Source organism: Rhodococcus ruber (assembly GCF_016804345.1).
Taxonomy (GTDB): domain Bacteria; phylum Actinomycetota; class Actinomycetes; order Mycobacteriales; family Mycobacteriaceae; genus Rhodococcus; species Rhodococcus ruber.
This window is the reverse complement of the sequence record NZ_CP044211.1, coordinates 380529-397125: the sequence shown is the minus strand read 5'-3', so window position 1 is coordinate 397125 and position 16597 is coordinate 380529. Positions and strand designations below refer to the sequence as shown.

Below are 16597 nucleotides of genomic sequence, written 5' to 3'. Positions count from 1 at the left end.
CGAAGACGTGAACTCTCCCTCCACCGACACCGAGCGGCGCGCCCGACTGCTCGCCGGGGCCGACGCGACGCTGCGTGCGCTGTCGGACATCCTGGCGCCGCTCGGTGCGCGCTTCACCGCCGCCGGTCACGAGCTCTACCTGGTGGGAGGGAGCGTCCGGGACGCGGTCCTCGGTCGCCTCGGGACCGATCTCGACTTCACCACCGATGCGCGGCCCGAGCAGGTGCAGGCGCTGCTGCGCGGCTGGGCCGACCACCAGTGGGACACCGGCATCGACTTCGGCACGATCAGCGCGGTCAAGGGACCGGAGCAGATCGAGATCACCACGTTCCGCAGCGACGCGTACGACCGCGTCACCCGCCATCCGATCGTCGAGTACGGCACCCGCCTCGAGGACGACCTCGTCCGGCGCGACTTCACCGTCAACGCGATGGCCGTGCGGATCGGCCCGACCGGCGCGGAGGACTTCGTCGATCCGCTCGGCGGAATGGATGCCCTGCTCGCCGGGGTCATCGACACGCCCGCGCTGCCGAGCGAGTCGTTCCACGACGACCCGCTGCGGATGCTGCGCGCGGCGCGGTTCGTCTCCCAGCTGGGGTTCGGGCTGGCCGAACGCGTGCACGACGCGATCGTGGCCATGGCCGACGAGATCCTGCGGATCAGCGCCGAGCGGGTGCAGGCCGAACTCGACAAGCTGATCCTCGGTGACTACCCCATCGAGGGCATCGACATCATGGTCGAGACGGGCCTCGCCGAGCGAGTGATCCCGGAGATCCCCGCGATGAAGCTCGAGATCGACGAGCACCATCAGCACAAGGACGTGTACTGGCATTCGCTGACCGTGCTCCGGCAGGCCATCGACCTCGAGGACGGCGACCCCGACCTCGTGCTGCGCTGGGCGGCCCTGCTGCACGACATCGGCAAGCCCGCGACGAAGCGCAACGAGCCGGGCGGCGGCGTCAGCTTCCACCACCACGAGGTCGTCGGCGCCAAGCTCGTCCGCAAACGGATGCGGGCCCTGAAGTACTCCAAGCAGATGATCGACGACGTCGGTCAGCTCGTGTTCCTGCACCTGCGGTTCCACGGCTACGGCAAGGGCCAGTGGACGGATTCGGCGGTCCGTCGCTACGTGCACGACGCCGGTGACCTGCTGCCCCGGCTGCACAAGCTGGTCCGGGCGGACTGCACCACCCGCAACAAGCGCCGGGCCGCGGCGCTGCAGGCCACCTACGACGATCTCGAGACGCGCATCGAGCGCATCGCCGAGCAGGAGGACCTGGCGAAGGTCCGGCCCGACCTCGACGGCAACGCCATCATGGAACTGCTCGGCCTCAGGCCCGGCCCGCAGGTGGGGCAGGCGTGGAAGTTCCTCAAGGAGCTGAGGCTCGACCGTGGGCCCCTCGATCGCGACGAGGCCGAGGCCGAGCTGCTGAAGTGGTGGTCGCAGCAACCGAAGCCCTAGCGCCCGGTAGCCGGGGCCGCCCCGCACGACCCGGTAGCCCGGACCACCCCGCCCAGCTGTGGGCGGCGCCCGGGCATGCACCCGAACTCTGATCATGCTGCGATTGCGTCAAAGTCGGGACTCATTCCAGAAAAGTGCGTCATAGTATCCCCGTGCCCTCGACGCAGGAATTCGTGGAGCAATTGCGTACGGCGGAGCTGCGCGTGACCCGGCCCCGGATCGCAGTGCTGGAGGCGGTGCACGAGCACCCGCACGCCGACACGGAGACGATCTTCGGAACCGTGCGTACCGGTCTGCCCGACGTGTCCCGGCAGACCGTGTACGACGTGCTGCACGCCCTGACCGGTGCCGGTCTGGTGCGCAGGATCCAGCCGTCCGGTTCCGTCGCACGCTACGAGTCGCGGGTCGGGGACAACCACCACCACCTCGTCTGCCGGTCCTGTGGGGCCATCGTCGACGTCGACTGTGCCGTCGGCGAGGCGCCCTGTCTGACGGCGTCCGACCACAGCGGCTTCCACGTCGACGAGGCGGAGGTCATCTACTGGGGCACGTGCCCCGACTGCTCGGCAGCTCACGCTTCGCGGTCACATCCGTGATCACCGTCAGATTCACCGCATCCGGAAGGAAGGGCCGACGTGTCCAACAGTGAAAGCGAAAATCCGGTAATCCCGTCTCCCGAGCCGAAACCGCATCGGCCCAGGACCAACCGGGACTGGTGGCCCAACCAGCTGGATCTGCAGGTCCTCCACCAGCATTCGCCCCTGTCCAATCCGATGGGACCGGACTACAACTACGCCGACGAGTTCGCAAGCCTCGACGTCGAGGCCCTCAAACAGGACATCTTCGCCCTGATGACGACGTCGCAGCCGTGGTGGCCGGCCGACTACGGCCACTACGGCCCGCTGTTCATCCGGATGAGCTGGCATGCCGCGGGCACGTACCGCATCGCCGACGGCCGGGGCGGTGGCGGCAAGGGCGCCCAGCGCTTCGCTCCCCTCAACAGCTGGCCCGACAACGCGAGCCTCGACAAGGCGCGCCGGCTGCTGTGGCCGATCAAGCAGAAGTACGGCCGCAAGCTCTCCTGGGCGGATCTGCTGATCTTCGCCGGCAACTGCGCGTACGAATCCATGGGATTCGAGACGTTCGGTTTCGCCTTCGGCCGCGAGGACATCTGGGAGCCCGACGAGGTGTTCTGGGGCCCCGAGGACACCTGGCTCGGGGACGAGCGGTACAGCGGCGAGCGGGAACTGTCCGGCCCGCTCGGCGCCGTGCAGATGGGGTTGATCTACGTCAATCCCGAAGGGCCCAACGGTAATCCGGATCCGCTCGCCGCGGCCATCGACATCCGGGAGACGTTCGGCCGGATGGCGATGAACGACATCGAGACGGCGGCACTCATCGCGGGCGGGCACACCATCGGCAAGACCCACGGTGCCGCGACCGCCGACCACGTCGGTCCCGAGCCCGAGGCCGCCCCCATCGAGCAGATGGGCCTGGGCTGGAAGAACTCCTACGGCACCGGCGTCGGCGGGGACGCGATCACCAGCGGGCTCGAGGGTGCCTGGACCCCCACCCCGCGGCAGTGGGACAACACCTACCTCGAAACCCTGTACGGCTACGAGTGGGAGAAGACCAAGAGCCCCGCCGGCGCGTGGCAGTGGATCCCGAAGGACGGGGCCGCCGCCGACGCCGTCCCCGACGCCCACGATGCGTCCAAGCGTCACACACCGGTGATGCTGACCACGGATCTGTCGCTGCGGTTCGACCCGATCTACGGGCCGATCACTCGTCGCTGGCTGGACAACCCGAAGGAGTTCGAGGAGGAGTTCGCCAAGGCCTGGTACAAGCTGCTGCATCGCGACATGGGGCCGGTCACGCGCTACCTCGGCCCGTGGGTCCCCGAGGCGCAGCTGTGGCAGGACCCGGTTCCCGCGGTCGATCACGAACTGATCGGCGCGGACGACATCGCCGCCCTGAAGACCAAGATCCTCGAGTCGGGACTGTCCATCCCGCAGCTGGTCGCCACCGCGTGGGCGTCGGCGGCGAGCTTCCGTGGCACCGACAAGCGCGGCGGGGCCAACGGTGCCCGCATCCGCCTCGAGCCGCAGAAGAACTGGGAGATCAACGAACCCGGCCGGGTGGCCGAGGTACTGCAGGCCCTCGAGCAGATCCGGCAGGACTTCGACAGCGGTCAGTCCGCGAAGAAGGTCTCGCTCGCCGATCTGATCGTCCTGGCCGGCTGCGCCGCAGTCGAACAGGCGGCGAAGAACGCCGGTGTAGAGATCACGGTCCCGTTCTCGCCGGGCCGCACCGATGCCTCGCAGGAACAGACCGATACGGAGTCGTTCGCCGTACTCGAGCCCCGGGCCGACGGGTTCCGCAACTACCTGCGCGACGGTGAGAAGCAGCCGCCGGAACGGTTGCTGCTGGACCGGGCGAACCTGTTGACGCTGACCGCTCCGGAGATGACGGTGCTCGTCGGCGGACTCCGGGCCCTGAACGCCAACTTCGGGCAATCCGCCCACGGCGTGTTCACCGATCGGCCCGAGGCACTGACCACCGACTTCTTCGTGAACCTGCTCGACATGCGCACGGAGTGGAAGGTCTCCGAGTCGACCGAGAACGTCTACGAGGGCCGCGACCGGGCCTCGGGTGAGGTCAGGTGGACAGCCACGGCCGTCGACCTGGTCTTCGGTTCGAACTCGCAGTTGCGTGGAATCGCCGAGGTCTACGGCAGCGCCGACGCGCAGCAGAAGTTCGTCCAGGACTTCGTCGCGGCATGGAACAAGGTGATGAACCTCGACCGGTTCGACCTCACCTGATCCTCGAGGATCGGCCTTCCCCGGCCGATCCTCCACACCTGGGGCGGCATCCCGCCGGCTCTGTCAGCCGGCGGGATGCCGCGCGTTCGGAGTGCGCGCGCACCCTCTCACCGGTCCGGACGGCGAATCGTGAGCCAGATGTCACCGGGGACTCACCACGGTTAATGCCCACGAAACACGGGGTCGGGAGCATGAGACCCGGCCGGAGGAACGTGGCCGACCCAGGTGAGGAGCGGTTCGATGCAGGGCGAGATCACGAAGGTCAAGACCGCCTGCTCATACTGCGGCGTGGGCTGCGGCATGGTGCTCGAGGTCGGCCTCGATCCCGCGAGCGGTGCCCGCCGCGTGCTCGACGCGTACGGCGACAAGGACCACCCCACCAACTTCGGGCGCCTCTGCACGAAGGGGGCGACCAGCGCGGAGATGATGGCCGCCGGCGGACGCATGGAGACCGCGTACCGTCGCACCGAACGCGGGGCCACCCCGGTGCCCGTGGACGTCGACGCCGCGATCGCCGAGACCGCCCGCCGGTTGCGGGGGGTGCTCGACGAGCACGGCCCCGACGCCCTGTCCTTCTACGTCTCCGGACAGATGTCGCTCGAGGCGCAGTACCTGGTGACCAAGCTCGCGAAGGGATTCGTCGGTACCAACAACATCGAGTCCAACTCCCGGTTGTGCATGGCCGGCGCCGGCACCGGCTACAAGCAGTCGCTCGGCGCGGACGGCCCGCCCGGCTCCTACCAGGACTTCGACCACGCCGACCTGTTCTTCGTCAGCGGCGCGAACATGGCCGACTGCCATCCCATCCTCTTCCTCAGGATGATGAACCGGGTCAAGGCCGGTGCCAGACTCGTCGTCGTCGACCCCCGGCGCACCCCCACCGCGGAGAAGGCGGACCTGTTCCTGCAGATCGCGCCCGGGACCGATCTGGCGCTGCTCAACGGCCTGTTGCACCTGATCGTCGAGAACGGGCACGTCGACCGGGCCTTCGTGGCGGAGTTCACCGAAGGCTGGGAGGCCATGACGGCCTTCCTCGGGGACTACACACCCGAGCGGGTCGCGGAGATCACCGGACTGGCCGAGGACGACATCCGCACGGCCGCGCGGTGGATCGGCGAGGCGGGCAACTGGATGTCGTGCTGGACGATGGGCCTGAACCAGAGCACGCACGGCACCTGGAACACCAATGCGATCTGCAACCTGCACCTGGCCACCGGCGCGATCTGCCGCACCGGCAGCGGCCCCTTCTCGCTCACCGGTCAGCCCAACGCCATGGGCGGGCGCGAGATGGGGTACATGGGACCCGGTCTGCCGGGGCAGCGGTCCGTTCTCGACGACGCCGAGCGAGCCTTCGTCGAACAGCAGTGGGGGCTGCCGGCCGGTGCCATCCCCACCACCGTCGGCAAGGGCACGATCGACATGTTCGAGCAGATGGCCGCCGGTGACATCCGGGCCTGCTGGATCATCTGCACCAATCCGGTTGCGTCCGTAGCCAATCGACGCACCGTCGTCGAAGCGCTCGAGCGGGCGGAGGTCGTCGTCGCACAGGACGTCTTCCTCGAGACCGAGACCACCGCGTACGCCGACATCCTGCTACCGGGAGCGCTGTGGGCGGAGTCGGAGGGGGTGATGGTCAACTCCGAGCGCAACCTGACGCTGTTGCGACAGGCGATCGACCCGGTCGGGCAGGCCCTGCCAGACTGGCAGATCATCGCGCGCGTCGCCTGCGCGATGGGCTACGCCGAGGCGTTCACCTACTCGTGCTCCGAGGAGATCTTCGAGGAGATCAGGCGCTTCCGGAACCCGAAGACCGGATACGACCTGCGCGGAATCAGCTACGACCGGCTGCGCGAGACCCCCGTGCAGTGGCCGTGCCCGCCCGAGGGCGCGACCGACCGGAACCCGATCCGCTATCTGAACGACGGCGTGAGCCAGACCCTGCTGAGGTCCGGGGACGGCTCCCTCCCCCGGCTGCGGTTCGCCACCGCCAGCGGCCGGGCCGTGTTCCATCCCCGCCCCCACATGCTGCCGGCCGAGATGCCCGACGACGACTTCCCCGTCGTGCTCAACACCGGCCGCGTCCAGCACCAGTGGCACACCCTCACCAAGACGGGGAAGGTCGCCAAGCTCACCAAGCTGAACCCCGGACCCTTCGTCGAGATCAATCCTGCCGACGCGCAGAGGCTCTCGATATCGGACGGCGACCAGGTGGAGGTCGCGTCCCGCCGCGGCCGGGCGGTGCTGCCGGCCGTGGTCACCGACCGGGTCCGGCCGGGATGCTGCTTCGCCCCGTTCCACTGGAACGACATGTTCGGGGAGTACCTGGCGGTCAACGCGGTCACCAACGACGCCGTCGATCCCGCGTCGCTGCAGCCGGAGTTCAAGGTGTGCGCGGTGTCGCTGACGAAGGTGGCGACGGCGGCCGGGGACGACGCGCCGGCGGACCGTCTCGCCTCCGCGCTCGGACTGGCCGACACGGCGCGGCCGGTACTCGACGAACTCGAAAAACACTATCTGACCGGATTTCTGGCGGGATTCCGGGAGTCCGGGCAGGCGGGTGTCCCCGTGCTCCCGGCGTCCGCTCCGCTGCCGGCCGCCACCCGCGCCTGGGTGGACGGGATGCTGGCGGGACACTTCTCGCACACCGCGCAGGACCGCGACGAGTCCGACGGGGTGGCGCCGGTGGTGGTGGTGTGGGCCTCGCAGACCGGCAATGCCGAGGAGTTCGCCCGGTTGTGCGCCGAGCGGCTGCGCGCCGCGGGCAGGCCCGTCACCCTGACCGGGATGGACGACGTCGACGTGTCCACGCTGACCGGGGTGCGCGATCTGCTCGTCGTCACCAGCACGTTCGGCGACGGCGACGCCCCGGACAACGGCACCGCGTTCTGGAATGCGCTCGACCGGGACGACACACCCCGCCTCCCCGACACCCGCTACGCCGTGCTGGCGTTCGGCGACTCGAGCTACGACGACTTCTGCGGCCACGGTCGCCGCATCGACGAGCGCCTCGCCGAACTCGGAGCCACCCGGCTCACGCAGCGGGTGGACTGCGAACCCGACTACGAGGGACCGGCCGGCGAATGGCTCGCCACGGTCGAGCAACTCGTGCGTCTCGACGGGGCCGTGCCGGCTCCGTCCGCGCCGGGACCGCCGGCGAAGTCCGAACCCGCCTACAGCCGGAAGGCGCCGCTCGTCACGCGCCTGACCCGGAACGTGCCGCTCAGCGGGTCCGGTTCGTCGAAGGATGTGCGCCAGTTCGGATTCGAGTTGTACGACCCGGATTTCGTGTACGAGGCGGGCGACGCGCTCGGCGTGATGCCCACCAACGGACCCGAGGCGGTCGACGAATGGCTCCAGGTCACCGCGCTCGATCCCGAAACACCCGTGGAATTCCCGGATCTGCCGACCATTCCGCTGCGCGAGGCCGTGACCCGGCACCTCGAGATCGCTCGGGTGACCCCCGAGCTGCTGCGGTTCGTCCACGAGCAGACCCAGAGCGCGGAACTGGCGAAGCTGCTGCGCCCGGGCAACAAGATCGAGTTGCAGCGGTGGTTGTGGGGCAAGCAGGCGATGGACGTGATCGCGGCGTATCCGTTCAAGGCGCCGATCGCGGAATGGCTGCCCGTGCTCAAGCGGTTGCAGCCCCGCCTGTACTCGATCTCGTCGAGCCCGCGGACCAACCCCCGCGAGGTGCAGCTGACCGTGTCGGTGGTGCGGTACAACTACGAGGGCATCGCCCGGGCGGGGGTGTGCTCGAGCTTCCTCGCCGACCACAGTCACGGCGTCGACATTCCCATCTTCGTCCAGCGCAGCACCCACTTCCGGCCGCCCCGGACTCCGGACACCCCGATGATCATGGTCGGGCCCGGCACCGGTGTCGCACCGTTCCGCGCCTTCCTGCACGATCGCCGCGAGATGGGCCACACCGGCCGGAACTGGCTGTTCTTCGGTGATCAGCGGTCGTCGACCGACTACCTGTACCGGGACGAGATCGAGGCGATGCACGCCGACGGCTTCCTGACCCGGCTCGATCTCGCCTTCTCCCGCGACCAGCGACAGAAGATCTACGTGCAGGACCGGATGCGCGAGCACGGAGCGCAGCTGTGGAAGTGGTTGCAGGACGGTGCCCACTTCTACGTGTGCGGCGACGCGAGCCGGATGGCGAAGGACGTCGACGAGACGCTGCGCGAGGTGGTTCAGGTGCACGGCCGGCTCGACGCGGTGGACGCCGAGGCGTACGTCGAGCAACTCGCCGCGGAGAAGCGCTACGTGCGCGACGTGTACTGAACCGCAGATTCGTCGATTTTCGGTTGATAGGTCCGCAGACGCGGAACTAGTGTCTGCATTGTGACGCAGATTCGCATCAAGGATGCCGCCCGGCTGCTCGGCGTCAGCGACGACACCGTGCGACGGTGGATCGACCAGGGCGCTCTGCCGGCCGGCAAGGACGGCGCCGGGCGCAAGATCGTCGAGGGAGCCGAGCTCGCCGAGTTCGCCCGGCGGCAGGCGGACGAGGCACCCGATCTGCTCGGCGTGGGCAGCTCCGCCCGCAACCGGTTCGCGGGAATCGTGACCCGGGTGGTCGCGGACACCGTCATGGCGCAGGTGGAGATGCAGTGCGGCCCGCACCGCGTCGTCTCGCTGATGAGCCGCGAGGCCGTCCGGGAACTCGGCCTCGAACCGGGCAGTCTCGCGGTCGCCGTCGTCAAGGCCACGACGGTCATCGTCGAGACCCCCGGAGGGGCATCGTGAAACCCGCTCTCGCAGTCGCCGTCGCCGCGCTCGTCCTCGCCGGATGTGCCGGGGAGGCCGGCGGCGGCCCGGGGTCGCCGTCCGGGGCCGCGGGTGAGCTCACGGTGTACGCGGCCGCGTCGCTGCAGGCGCCCTTCCGCGAGATCGGCGCGGACTTCGAGGCCCGCAATCCGGGCACCCGCGTCGTGTTCGACTTCGCGGGCTCGTCGGACCTCGTCGCCCGCCTGTCGCAGGGTGCCGAGGCGGACGTCCTCGCCACCGCCGACGCCGCCAACATGACCAGGGCCGTCGACGCCGGTGTCGTCGCGGGCGATCCCGTGGCCTTCGCGGCCAACACCCTCACCATCGTCACCGAGCCGGGCAACCCGCTCGGCATCACCGGTTTCGCGGACCTGGGCCGGCCCGGAGCCGACGTCGTCGTGTGTGCGCCGCAGGTGCCGTGCGGCGCGGCGTCGGCCCGCATCGAGCAGGCCACGGGGGTCGACCTCGCTCCGGTCAGCGAGGAGTCGTCGGTGACGGACGTCCTCGGCAAGGTGACCAGCGGCCAGGCCGACGCCGGGCTGGTGTACGTCACCGACGCCCGGCAGGCCGGGGACGCCGTGACCACCGTGCCGTTCCCCGAGTCCGCCGCGGCCGTCAACACCTACCCCGTCGCCGTCCTCGCAGAGGCGGCGGATCCCGCGGCGGCGTTCGTCGCGCACGTCACCGGGCCCGACGGGCGACGGGTCCTGGCCGAGCACGGGTTCGCGGGCCCGTGACGCGCGTCCGTCCGGCGGGGCTGCCGGCGTGGATCTACGTCCCCGCGCTCGTCGGGGGACTGTTCGTCGCCGTGCCGCTGCTGTCGCTGATCCTCGCCGTCGACTGGCGGCACTTCCCGGATCTGGTGACCTCCGAGGCGTCCCTGCAGGCCCTGGCCCTGAGCATGCGGACCGCGGGTGCCGCCACGGTGCTGTGCGTCCTGCTGGGCGTGCCGATGGCGACCGTGCTCGCGCGCAGCACCTTTCGCGGGCTTCCGGTGCTGCGCTCGCTCGTGCTGCTGCCACTCGTGCTGCCGCCCGTCGTCGGCGGCATCGCGCTGCTGTACACCTTCGGTCGCCGGGGACTGCTCGGCGAGTACCTCGAACTGCTCGGAATCCGTATCGCGTTCTCCACCACGGCAGTGGTCCTCGCGCAGACGTTCGTCGCGTTACCGTTCCTGGTGATCAGTCTCGAGGGCGCCCTGCGCACCGCCGGCACCCGGTACGAGGCGGTCGCCGCAACGCTGGGGGCACGCCCGACCATCGTCTTCCGCCGCGTCACCCTCCCCCTCGTGCTGCCGGGACTCGCGTCCGGCACCGTCCTCGCCTTCGCGCGGGCGCTCGGAGAGTTCGGCGCTACCCTCACCTTCGCCGGCAGCCTCCAGGGTGTCACCCGCACGTTGCCGCTCGAGATCTACCTCCAGCGGGAGACCGACGCCGACGCCGCGGTGGCGTTGTCGCTGCTGCTCGTCGTGGTCGCGCTCGTGATCGTCGTCGCCGTGCGGGGGCGACGGGCAGCGGGTGGGCCGTGACCGGACTGCAACTGCGGGCCCGGGTCGAGTCCCGCGACGTCGACCTCGCGGTCGCCGCGGAGTCCGGCAGCGTGCTCGCCGTCCTGGGGCCCAACGGTGCCGGGAAGTCGACCGCGTTGAACGTGATCGCGGGGTTGCTGCAGCCCGACGACGGCCGCGTCGAGGTCGACGGGCGGGTGCTCACCGACACGGCGACGGGGGTGGCGGTGCCGCCGCACCGCCGCGCGGTGGCGCTGCTCGCCCAGCAGCCGCTGCTGTTCCCGCACCTGAGCGTCCTCGACAACGTCGCATTCGCTCCCCGCAGTGCGGGACGCGGCCGATCGGCCGCCCGCGCGGCGGCGTGGCGGCACCTCGCCGCCGTCGGCGCGACGGACCTCGCCGACCGGAAACCGCGGCAGCTCTCGGGCGGTCAGGCCCAGCGCGTCGCGATCGCCCGCGCGCTGGCCGCCGACCCCCGGCTGTTGCTGCTCGACGAACCGATGGCGGCCCTCGACGTGACGGCCGCCCCGGCCGTGCGGTCGCTGCTGCGCACGGTCCTGAAGGACGCCGGGCGCACGGCACTCGTGGTCACCCACGACCCGCTCGACGCCCTCGCCCTCGCGGATCGTGCCGTCGTCGTCGACGGGGGCCGGATCGTCGAGGCAGGCACGGTGCGCGACGTGCTGTCCCGGCCGCGCAGCGCGTTCGCGGCTCGCATCGCGGGACTGAACCTGCTCGCCGGCACCCTCACCGCGGACGGCGTCGACACCGTCGTCGGCCGGGTGCGGGGGGTGCCCGACGACGACTGCGCTCCGGGGGATTCGGCGGTCGCGGTGTTCGCCCCCGCGGCCGTCGCGGTCTATCCCGACGAGCCGCACGGCAGTCCCCGCAACTCGTTCGCCGTCGTCGTCGGGGAACTCGAGGTCCGCGGTGCCACCGTCCTCGTCCGCGCCGCCGAGTCCGGGATGACCGCAGAGGTCACCACGTCCGCAGCCGCCGATCTCGCACTCGCACCCGGCGCGGCGGTGTGGTTCGTCGTCAAGGCCACCGAAGTCCGCATCCACGCCGCCCGCTGACCGAGCGAACGCATCGCTCCGTCGGGCCGCGAGGTGAACGGTACACTCGCTCGGATCCGCTGCGGCGCAGCCGGATTCAATCCAGGCGGGCGCGCATCAGGTAGACGTTGTAGCTGTCCCACTCCGACACGGTGAAGTACAGGTCCCGGCCGTCGGACCAGGGATGTATGAAGCCGCCGTAGGCCTTCGGGTAGTCGGCCGTCCGCACCAGCGGCGCGGCATCCGACCAGTGGCCCTGAGGTGAATCCGACTCGCGCAGCACGATGTTGCCGGCGATCGGATCCAGGTAGCTCATCTGCCAGCGGCCTCGCGCAGCGTCGAACCGCACCGACAGCTCGCTCGCCGCGCCGTCGGCGAGCGGGGTGGCGAGCTGCTCGAAGACCGGCATCCAGCGGTCGTGTACCCAGTACTGGTATGCGGAAGGGTTGAGCACGTCGTCGACCGGCACGCGGGCCAGGCCCACCGACCCGATGCGGCCGTTCGGGGTGCCGAACACGTAGACGTGGTCACCGTGCGGCACCATCGTCGCGACCTGGAACCGGCCCAGCCCGAACACGTTGTCCCAGCGGGCATGTGGATCCTTCACCCACGTCTGTCCGTGGTCGTCGGAGTAGGCGATGCCGCCGTGGTTCGTGTACCACATGCCCGGCACGACGCTCCACCGTCGCACGGACATGTAACTCAGGTACTGCCGGTCGCCGATCGCGAAACCGGACGTGGGGATGACGGTGGTCTCGAAGTTCTTCACATGCCGGGCGTCGAGGATCTCCGCGGCGTGGCACGGGCTGTCCTGCACCATCGCGTCGATGGTGAGGCCGTCCGACAGGTCCGCGTCGCGGCTGAACGCCAGCACGTTGCTGCGCCAGTCGCCGCCGGCCCCGCCCGGCGGGGACCACTGCGCACCGAACGTGTCGCCGAAGGCGAGGGCCACCTCCCCGGGGCGCGTCTCCCACGCGATGCCGAGATCGGTGCCGTGCACGGCCCAGCGCGCGTCGGTGCGATTCTCCGAGCCGGGACCGGTGAGCTGGGAAATCAGTTCGACGTCGCCGACGACGGGCGCGGGCGGGCGGGCGGTGACCGTGCCCGGCTCGAACGGCGGATCCTCCCGAGGCGGGGCCGGTGGGACGGGTGCACCCGGCGGGCCGGGCACGGGGATCGGGATCGTCTCCGGCTGCGGATCCAGTTCGACGCGAGGCAGGAAGCTCGAGGATCCGCTCGAGCCTGTGGAGCCGCTCGAGCCTGCGGACCCACTCGAGCCGCTCGAGCCGCTCGAGAGGGCATCGGGAGCGTCCGGCGCGAGGCCCGGAACCGGGCACGGGTCGGCACACGGATCGGCGGGTAAGGGTTCCTGCGGCACGCGGGTGACGTCGGGCTCCGGTCCGGGAACCGGGACCGGCACGATCTCGGGATACGGCAGGGGGATCTTCACGACGGGCGGGATGTCGATCCGCGGCAGCTGCGGCGCGCCGGGGTCCGGCGGCTCCACCGCCGGGTCGAAGCCCTCTTCCCCGCACGAGTTGACCGGCGGGGCGGCCGAGGCGTGGCCGGGCAGCGCGAGCAGCGGCAGCGCCAACGAGACCAGGGCGAGCGCCGACAGCGGTGTGCGGTGCCTGCGTGCCATGGCGTTCTCCTCCGGGACGGTCGGGAAAATGCCCCGCGAACCTAACAAATCCGGCGCCCGAAACCGCGCAGGCTCACATGCGCAACCGGCGAACCGCCGTCGCCGCGACGAGCCCGCCGGCATACACCGCCACTCCGGCGAGCGCGAGCAGCGGGCTGCGGCCGTCCGGCGCGACGACCAGGGCGGCCGCGACGATCGCCGCGAGAAATGCCATGTTGAACACGGTGTCCTGCAGGGCGAACACCTGTCCGCGCCGGGCGTCGTCGATCTCGATCTGCATCGCGGCGTCCCCGGTGAGCTTGACGGTCTGACCGACGAGACCCAGCAGGAACGCGGCGGCGAGCAGTGCCGTCTCGTCGAACCCGGTGACCAGGACGAGCTGGACGATGCCCGCACACGCCAGTGCCGTGACGACGGTGCGGGGCCGGCCGAGGCGGGGGATGACGAGCGGGGCGGCGACCGCCGCGACGAGCATCCCGGCGGCGGTGGCTCCGACGGCGACACCGAACCCGACGAGCCCGCCCGGCAGTGTGGCACCGTCGGCGTCGCGCAGCACCAGCACCATGATGAGCGTGTCGATGCCGAAGACGATGCGGTGCGCGCCGATGCCGATCATCGCGACGGTGACGCCCGGCGCCTCCCACACCGCCGTGGCGCCGGTGTGCAGGCCGGCGGCGACGGCGCGGATCGGGTGACGCTGCACGGCCCGGTCGGGACCGAGCGCGTGACGGGCGAAGCCGCCGGCGGCGAGCGCGGCAACCACGGATCCGCTGACGCCGAGGGCCACAGCCACCCCGGAACCGAAGTCGCCCTCCCCCACGAGACCGATCGTGGTGACCGCGACGCCGGCCCCGACCGCGGAGATTCCCGAGCCCACCGTGGCGAGCACGGAATTGACCGGCACCAGCCATGATTGACGCACCACATGCGGGACGGACGCCGAGACCCCGGCGAGCACGAAGCGACTGACACCGACGGCGGCGAGGGCGAGCAGCAGCAGTGGGGTGGAACCGCCACCGGTGAGCAGCAGCGCCGACATCGCGAGGATGAGCACGCCGCGCAGGGCGTTGGCGACGACCAGCACCAGGCGACGGTCCCACCGGTCGAGCAGGGCGCCGGCGAACGGTCCGACCACCGAGTACGGCAGCAGCAGCACCGCGAATCCGGCCGCTATCGCGGCGGGATCGGTCTGGCGCTCGGGATTGAACAGGATCGCCCCACCGAGCGCAGCCTGGAACAGCCCGTCGCCGAACTGACTGGCGAAACGGACGGTCGTCAGGCGGGCCAGTCCGGGCGACCGGCGCAGCGCCGTCGCCGTGGAGCGCCACGCCTGCCGCCTCGACTCCCGCACAGTGCCCGACACTATCGGTCCGACACTATCCGTCCGGCGCGGGTCGTCTCGCTGCGACGGTTCCGCCTCCCCCGCCACGTCCCCCGGCCTACCCTCTGCGCAACCGGCAACTTCCGGAAGGGGGGACACACCGCCATGTGCCGACTGTTCGGGCTGACCGCCGCGCCGCACCGGGTACACGCCACCTTCTGGCTGCTCGATGCGTCCGATTCGCTGGCCCGTCAGAGCCGGCGTGAACCCGACGGCACCGGGCTCGGGACGTTCGCCGACGACGGCCGCCCGGTGGTGGAGAAGCAACCGCTGGCGGCGTACGAGGACCGCGCGTTCGCCACCGAGGCGAAGGAGCGGCGGTCGCAGACGTTCGTCGCGCACATCCGGTTCGCCTCGACCGGGGGTCTCGACGTGGGCAACACGCATCCGTTCGAGCAGCGCGGGCGGCTGTTCGCCCACAACGGTGTCCTCGGCGACCTGCCGCGGCTCGAGGCCGAACTCGGCCCGTACCGCGATCTCGTGGCGGGCGAGACGGACTCGGAGCGGTTCTTCGCGCTCGTCACCCGCCGCATCGACGAGCACGGCGGCGACGTCGGTGCCGGCCTGACGGCCGCGGTCCGGTGGGCCGCCGAAAATCTGCCCGTCTACGCATTGAACGTGGTCCTGACGACCGCGACGGAGCTGTGGGCGCTGCGGTATCCGGACACCCACGACCTGTTCGTCCTCGAGCGTCCCGCCGGTGGCCCGCACGGAGGCCGCCACCTCGAGCATGCCAGCGAGGCCGGCACGGTCCGCGTGCGTTCGGGCCACCTGGCGCGGCAACCGGCGGTCGTGGTCGCCAGCGAGCGCATGGACGAGGATCCGGGTTGGTCGGACCTGCGCAGCGGGGAGTTGCTGCACGTCGACGGCGAGCTCCGGGTGACCCGCACCGTCGTCGTCGACGAGCCCCCGCGGCACCCGATCACCCTTGCGGACCTCGACGAGCGGGCGGCCGCGTCCCAGACCGGGAAGTGAGCTTCACTGCTCGCGCCACCACTGCACCGTCGCGGCCGCGGCCTCGGGCAGCGGCGTCGGGCGCAGGCCGAGGAGTTCCTCGCTGTACGTGGAGTCCATGACGAACGGATCGGTGAACTGGTAGAGCATCTCGGCCAGTTCGCGGGCGTCGCGGTTCACCAGTGCGGCGGCACGCAGCAGCCAGGTGGGGATCGTGCCCACCTTCGGAGCCGGCATCTGCGCCGCGGCGGCGAACGCGGCGACGAGTTCGCGCTGGGTGCCGGCCGGGCCGGTGGGGGCGTGCAGGACGCGGTTCCACGCCGCTGGCTTCGACGCGGCCGCGATCATGGCGGCCGCCAGGTCCGGCACGTAGGTGAACGAGTGCGGGACGTCGGGTGAGCCGAGTACGCGGGGGCTGCGCCCGGCCAGGACGGTCGGCACCATCAGCTCGCCCGCGTGGGCGTTGCGGGCGTGGGGTCCGAAGAAGTCGGACGCGACCACGCTGACGGTCGGGGTGTCGCTCTCGGCACGGCGGTCCAGCAACCGGGCCCGTACCCCCCGCTTGCCGGTGGTGCTCGCGCGCGGCGACGCCTCGGTCATGACCCGCTCGGGTTCGCTGTACGAGTACAGGCTCTCGGGGAAGACCACGACTGCGCCCGTGCGCCCGGCCGCCTCGAGAACGGTGCGCTCCGCGGCCGGCAGTTCGCGTTCCCAGGTGTCGGCGCGGTAGGCGGAGCCATGGATGCAGTGGTACACGGCCCCGGCGCCCTCGAGGGCGGGACCGAGCCGGGCGGGATCGGAGACGTCGACCCGGCTGCGCTCGACGAGCGGATGCTCCGGACCACTGCCGGACCGGGTGAGGACGCGGACGCGGTGGCCCCGGCCGGCGAGTTGTTCGGCGACGGTCCAGCCGACGGGACCGGCGCCGGTGACGACCTGCAGATTCGACATGGTGTCCAGCTCCTTCGAAATGTGAGCACTGCTCTCTGTTCGGGACAACA

Annotated in this window: 12 protein-coding genes; 9 read left to right on the top strand and 3 right to left on the bottom strand. The window is 70.9% G+C overall.

Translation table 11 applies throughout. The features are described from left to right. Positions 1 to 7 precede the first annotated feature (7 nt). The 8 genes from F1734_RS01840 (at position 8) to F1734_RS01805 (ending at position 11640) form a co-directional block, all read left to right on the top strand. Positions 8 to 1462: a CCA tRNA nucleotidyltransferase gene (locus F1734_RS01840; protein ID WP_017681027.1), complete on the top strand. Its 1455-nt coding sequence runs from the start codon at positions 8 to 10 to the stop codon at positions 1460 to 1462. Between the two features lie 152 nt (positions 1463 to 1614). Continuing rightward, the gene (locus F1734_RS01835) at positions 1615 to 2058 is read left to right on the top strand and encodes a Fur family transcriptional regulator (RefSeq protein WP_203011289.1); all 444 of its coding nucleotides are present in this window, start codon (positions 1615 to 1617) and stop codon (positions 2056 to 2058) included. A 39-nt stretch (positions 2059 to 2097) separates the two neighbouring features. Then, positions 2098 to 4284, top strand: coding sequence for a catalase/peroxidase HPI (gene katG / locus F1734_RS01830; RefSeq protein WP_010595419.1), 2187 nt, complete (start codon positions 2098 to 2100; stop codon positions 4282 to 4284). Positions 4285 to 4524: 240 nt separating this feature from the next. Beyond that, a complete protein-coding gene (locus F1734_RS01825) occupies positions 4525 to 8571 on the top strand; it encodes a bifunctional nitrate reductase/sulfite reductase flavoprotein subunit alpha (RefSeq protein WP_203011288.1) in 4047 nt (1348 codons plus the stop codon). Positions 8572 to 8631: 60 nt separating this feature from the next. Beyond that, a complete protein-coding gene (locus F1734_RS01820) occupies positions 8632 to 9036 on the top strand; it encodes a TOBE domain-containing protein (protein ID WP_059175060.1) in 405 nt (134 codons plus the stop codon). Continuing rightward, positions 9033 to 9794, top strand: coding sequence for a molybdate ABC transporter substrate-binding protein (modA, locus tag F1734_RS01815; RefSeq protein ID WP_119700242.1), 762 nt, complete (start codon positions 9033 to 9035; stop codon positions 9792 to 9794). The genes F1734_RS01820 and modA overlap by 4 nt, the downstream gene beginning before the upstream one ends. Beyond that, on the top strand, positions 9791 to 10585 hold the full coding sequence (locus F1734_RS01810; protein ID WP_119700241.1) for an ABC transporter permease: 795 nt from the start codon (positions 9791 to 9793) through the stop codon (positions 10583 to 10585). The genes modA and F1734_RS01810 overlap by 4 nt, the downstream gene beginning before the upstream one ends. Then, a complete protein-coding gene (locus F1734_RS01805; protein ID WP_010595414.1) occupies positions 10582 to 11640 on the top strand; it encodes a sulfate/molybdate ABC transporter ATP-binding protein in 1059 nt (352 codons plus the stop codon). The genes F1734_RS01810 and F1734_RS01805 overlap by 4 nt, the downstream gene beginning before the upstream one ends. Before the next feature lie 76 nt (positions 11641 to 11716). Here F1734_RS01805 and F1734_RS01800 read toward each other — a convergent pair whose 3' ends face one another. Both F1734_RS01800 and F1734_RS01795 read right to left on the bottom strand, forming a co-directional pair. Continuing rightward, positions 11717 to 13261, bottom strand: coding sequence for a DUF4185 domain-containing protein (locus F1734_RS01800; RefSeq protein WP_203011287.1), 1545 nt, complete (start codon positions 13259 to 13261; stop codon positions 11717 to 11719). A gap of 73 nt (positions 13262 to 13334) precedes the next feature. Beyond that, positions 13335 to 14612 carry an MFS transporter gene (locus tag F1734_RS01795; protein WP_048771641.1) on the bottom strand — a complete coding sequence of 426 codons (1278 nt, stop codon included), beginning with the start codon at positions 14610 to 14612 and terminating at the stop codon, positions 13335 to 13337. Between the two features lie 135 nt (positions 14613 to 14747). On the opposite strand from F1734_RS01795, the gene F1734_RS01790 reads away from it, so the two are divergent. Continuing rightward, positions 14748 to 15617: a class II glutamine amidotransferase gene (locus F1734_RS01790; protein WP_003936677.1), complete on the top strand. Its 870-nt coding sequence runs from the start codon at positions 14748 to 14750 to the stop codon at positions 15615 to 15617. Positions 15618 to 15620: 3 nt separating this feature from the next. On the opposite strand, the gene F1734_RS01785 is transcribed toward F1734_RS01790, so the two are convergent. After that, positions 15621 to 16547, bottom strand: coding sequence for an NAD-dependent epimerase/dehydratase family protein (locus F1734_RS01785; RefSeq protein WP_203011286.1), 927 nt, complete (start codon positions 16545 to 16547; stop codon positions 15621 to 15623). Positions 16548 to 16597 lie beyond the last annotated feature (50 nt).

Excerpts from the sequence above, each read along its gene's own strand:
- F1734_RS01790 (WP_003936677.1), top strand. The coding sequence starts at position 14,748 with ATGTGCCGACTGTTCGGGCTGACCGCCGCGCCGCACCGGGTACACGCC.
- F1734_RS01825 (WP_203011288.1), top strand. The coding sequence starts at position 4,525 with ATGCAGGGCGAGATCACGAAGGTCAAGACCGCCTGCTCATACTGCGGC.
- F1734_RS01785 (WP_203011286.1), bottom strand. The coding sequence starts at position 16,547 with ATGTCGAATCTGCAGGTCGTCACCGGCGCCGGTCCCGTCGGCTGGACC.
- F1734_RS01800 (WP_203011287.1), bottom strand. The coding sequence starts at position 13,261 with ATGGCACGCAGGCACCGCACACCGCTGTCGGCGCTCGCCCTGGTCTCG.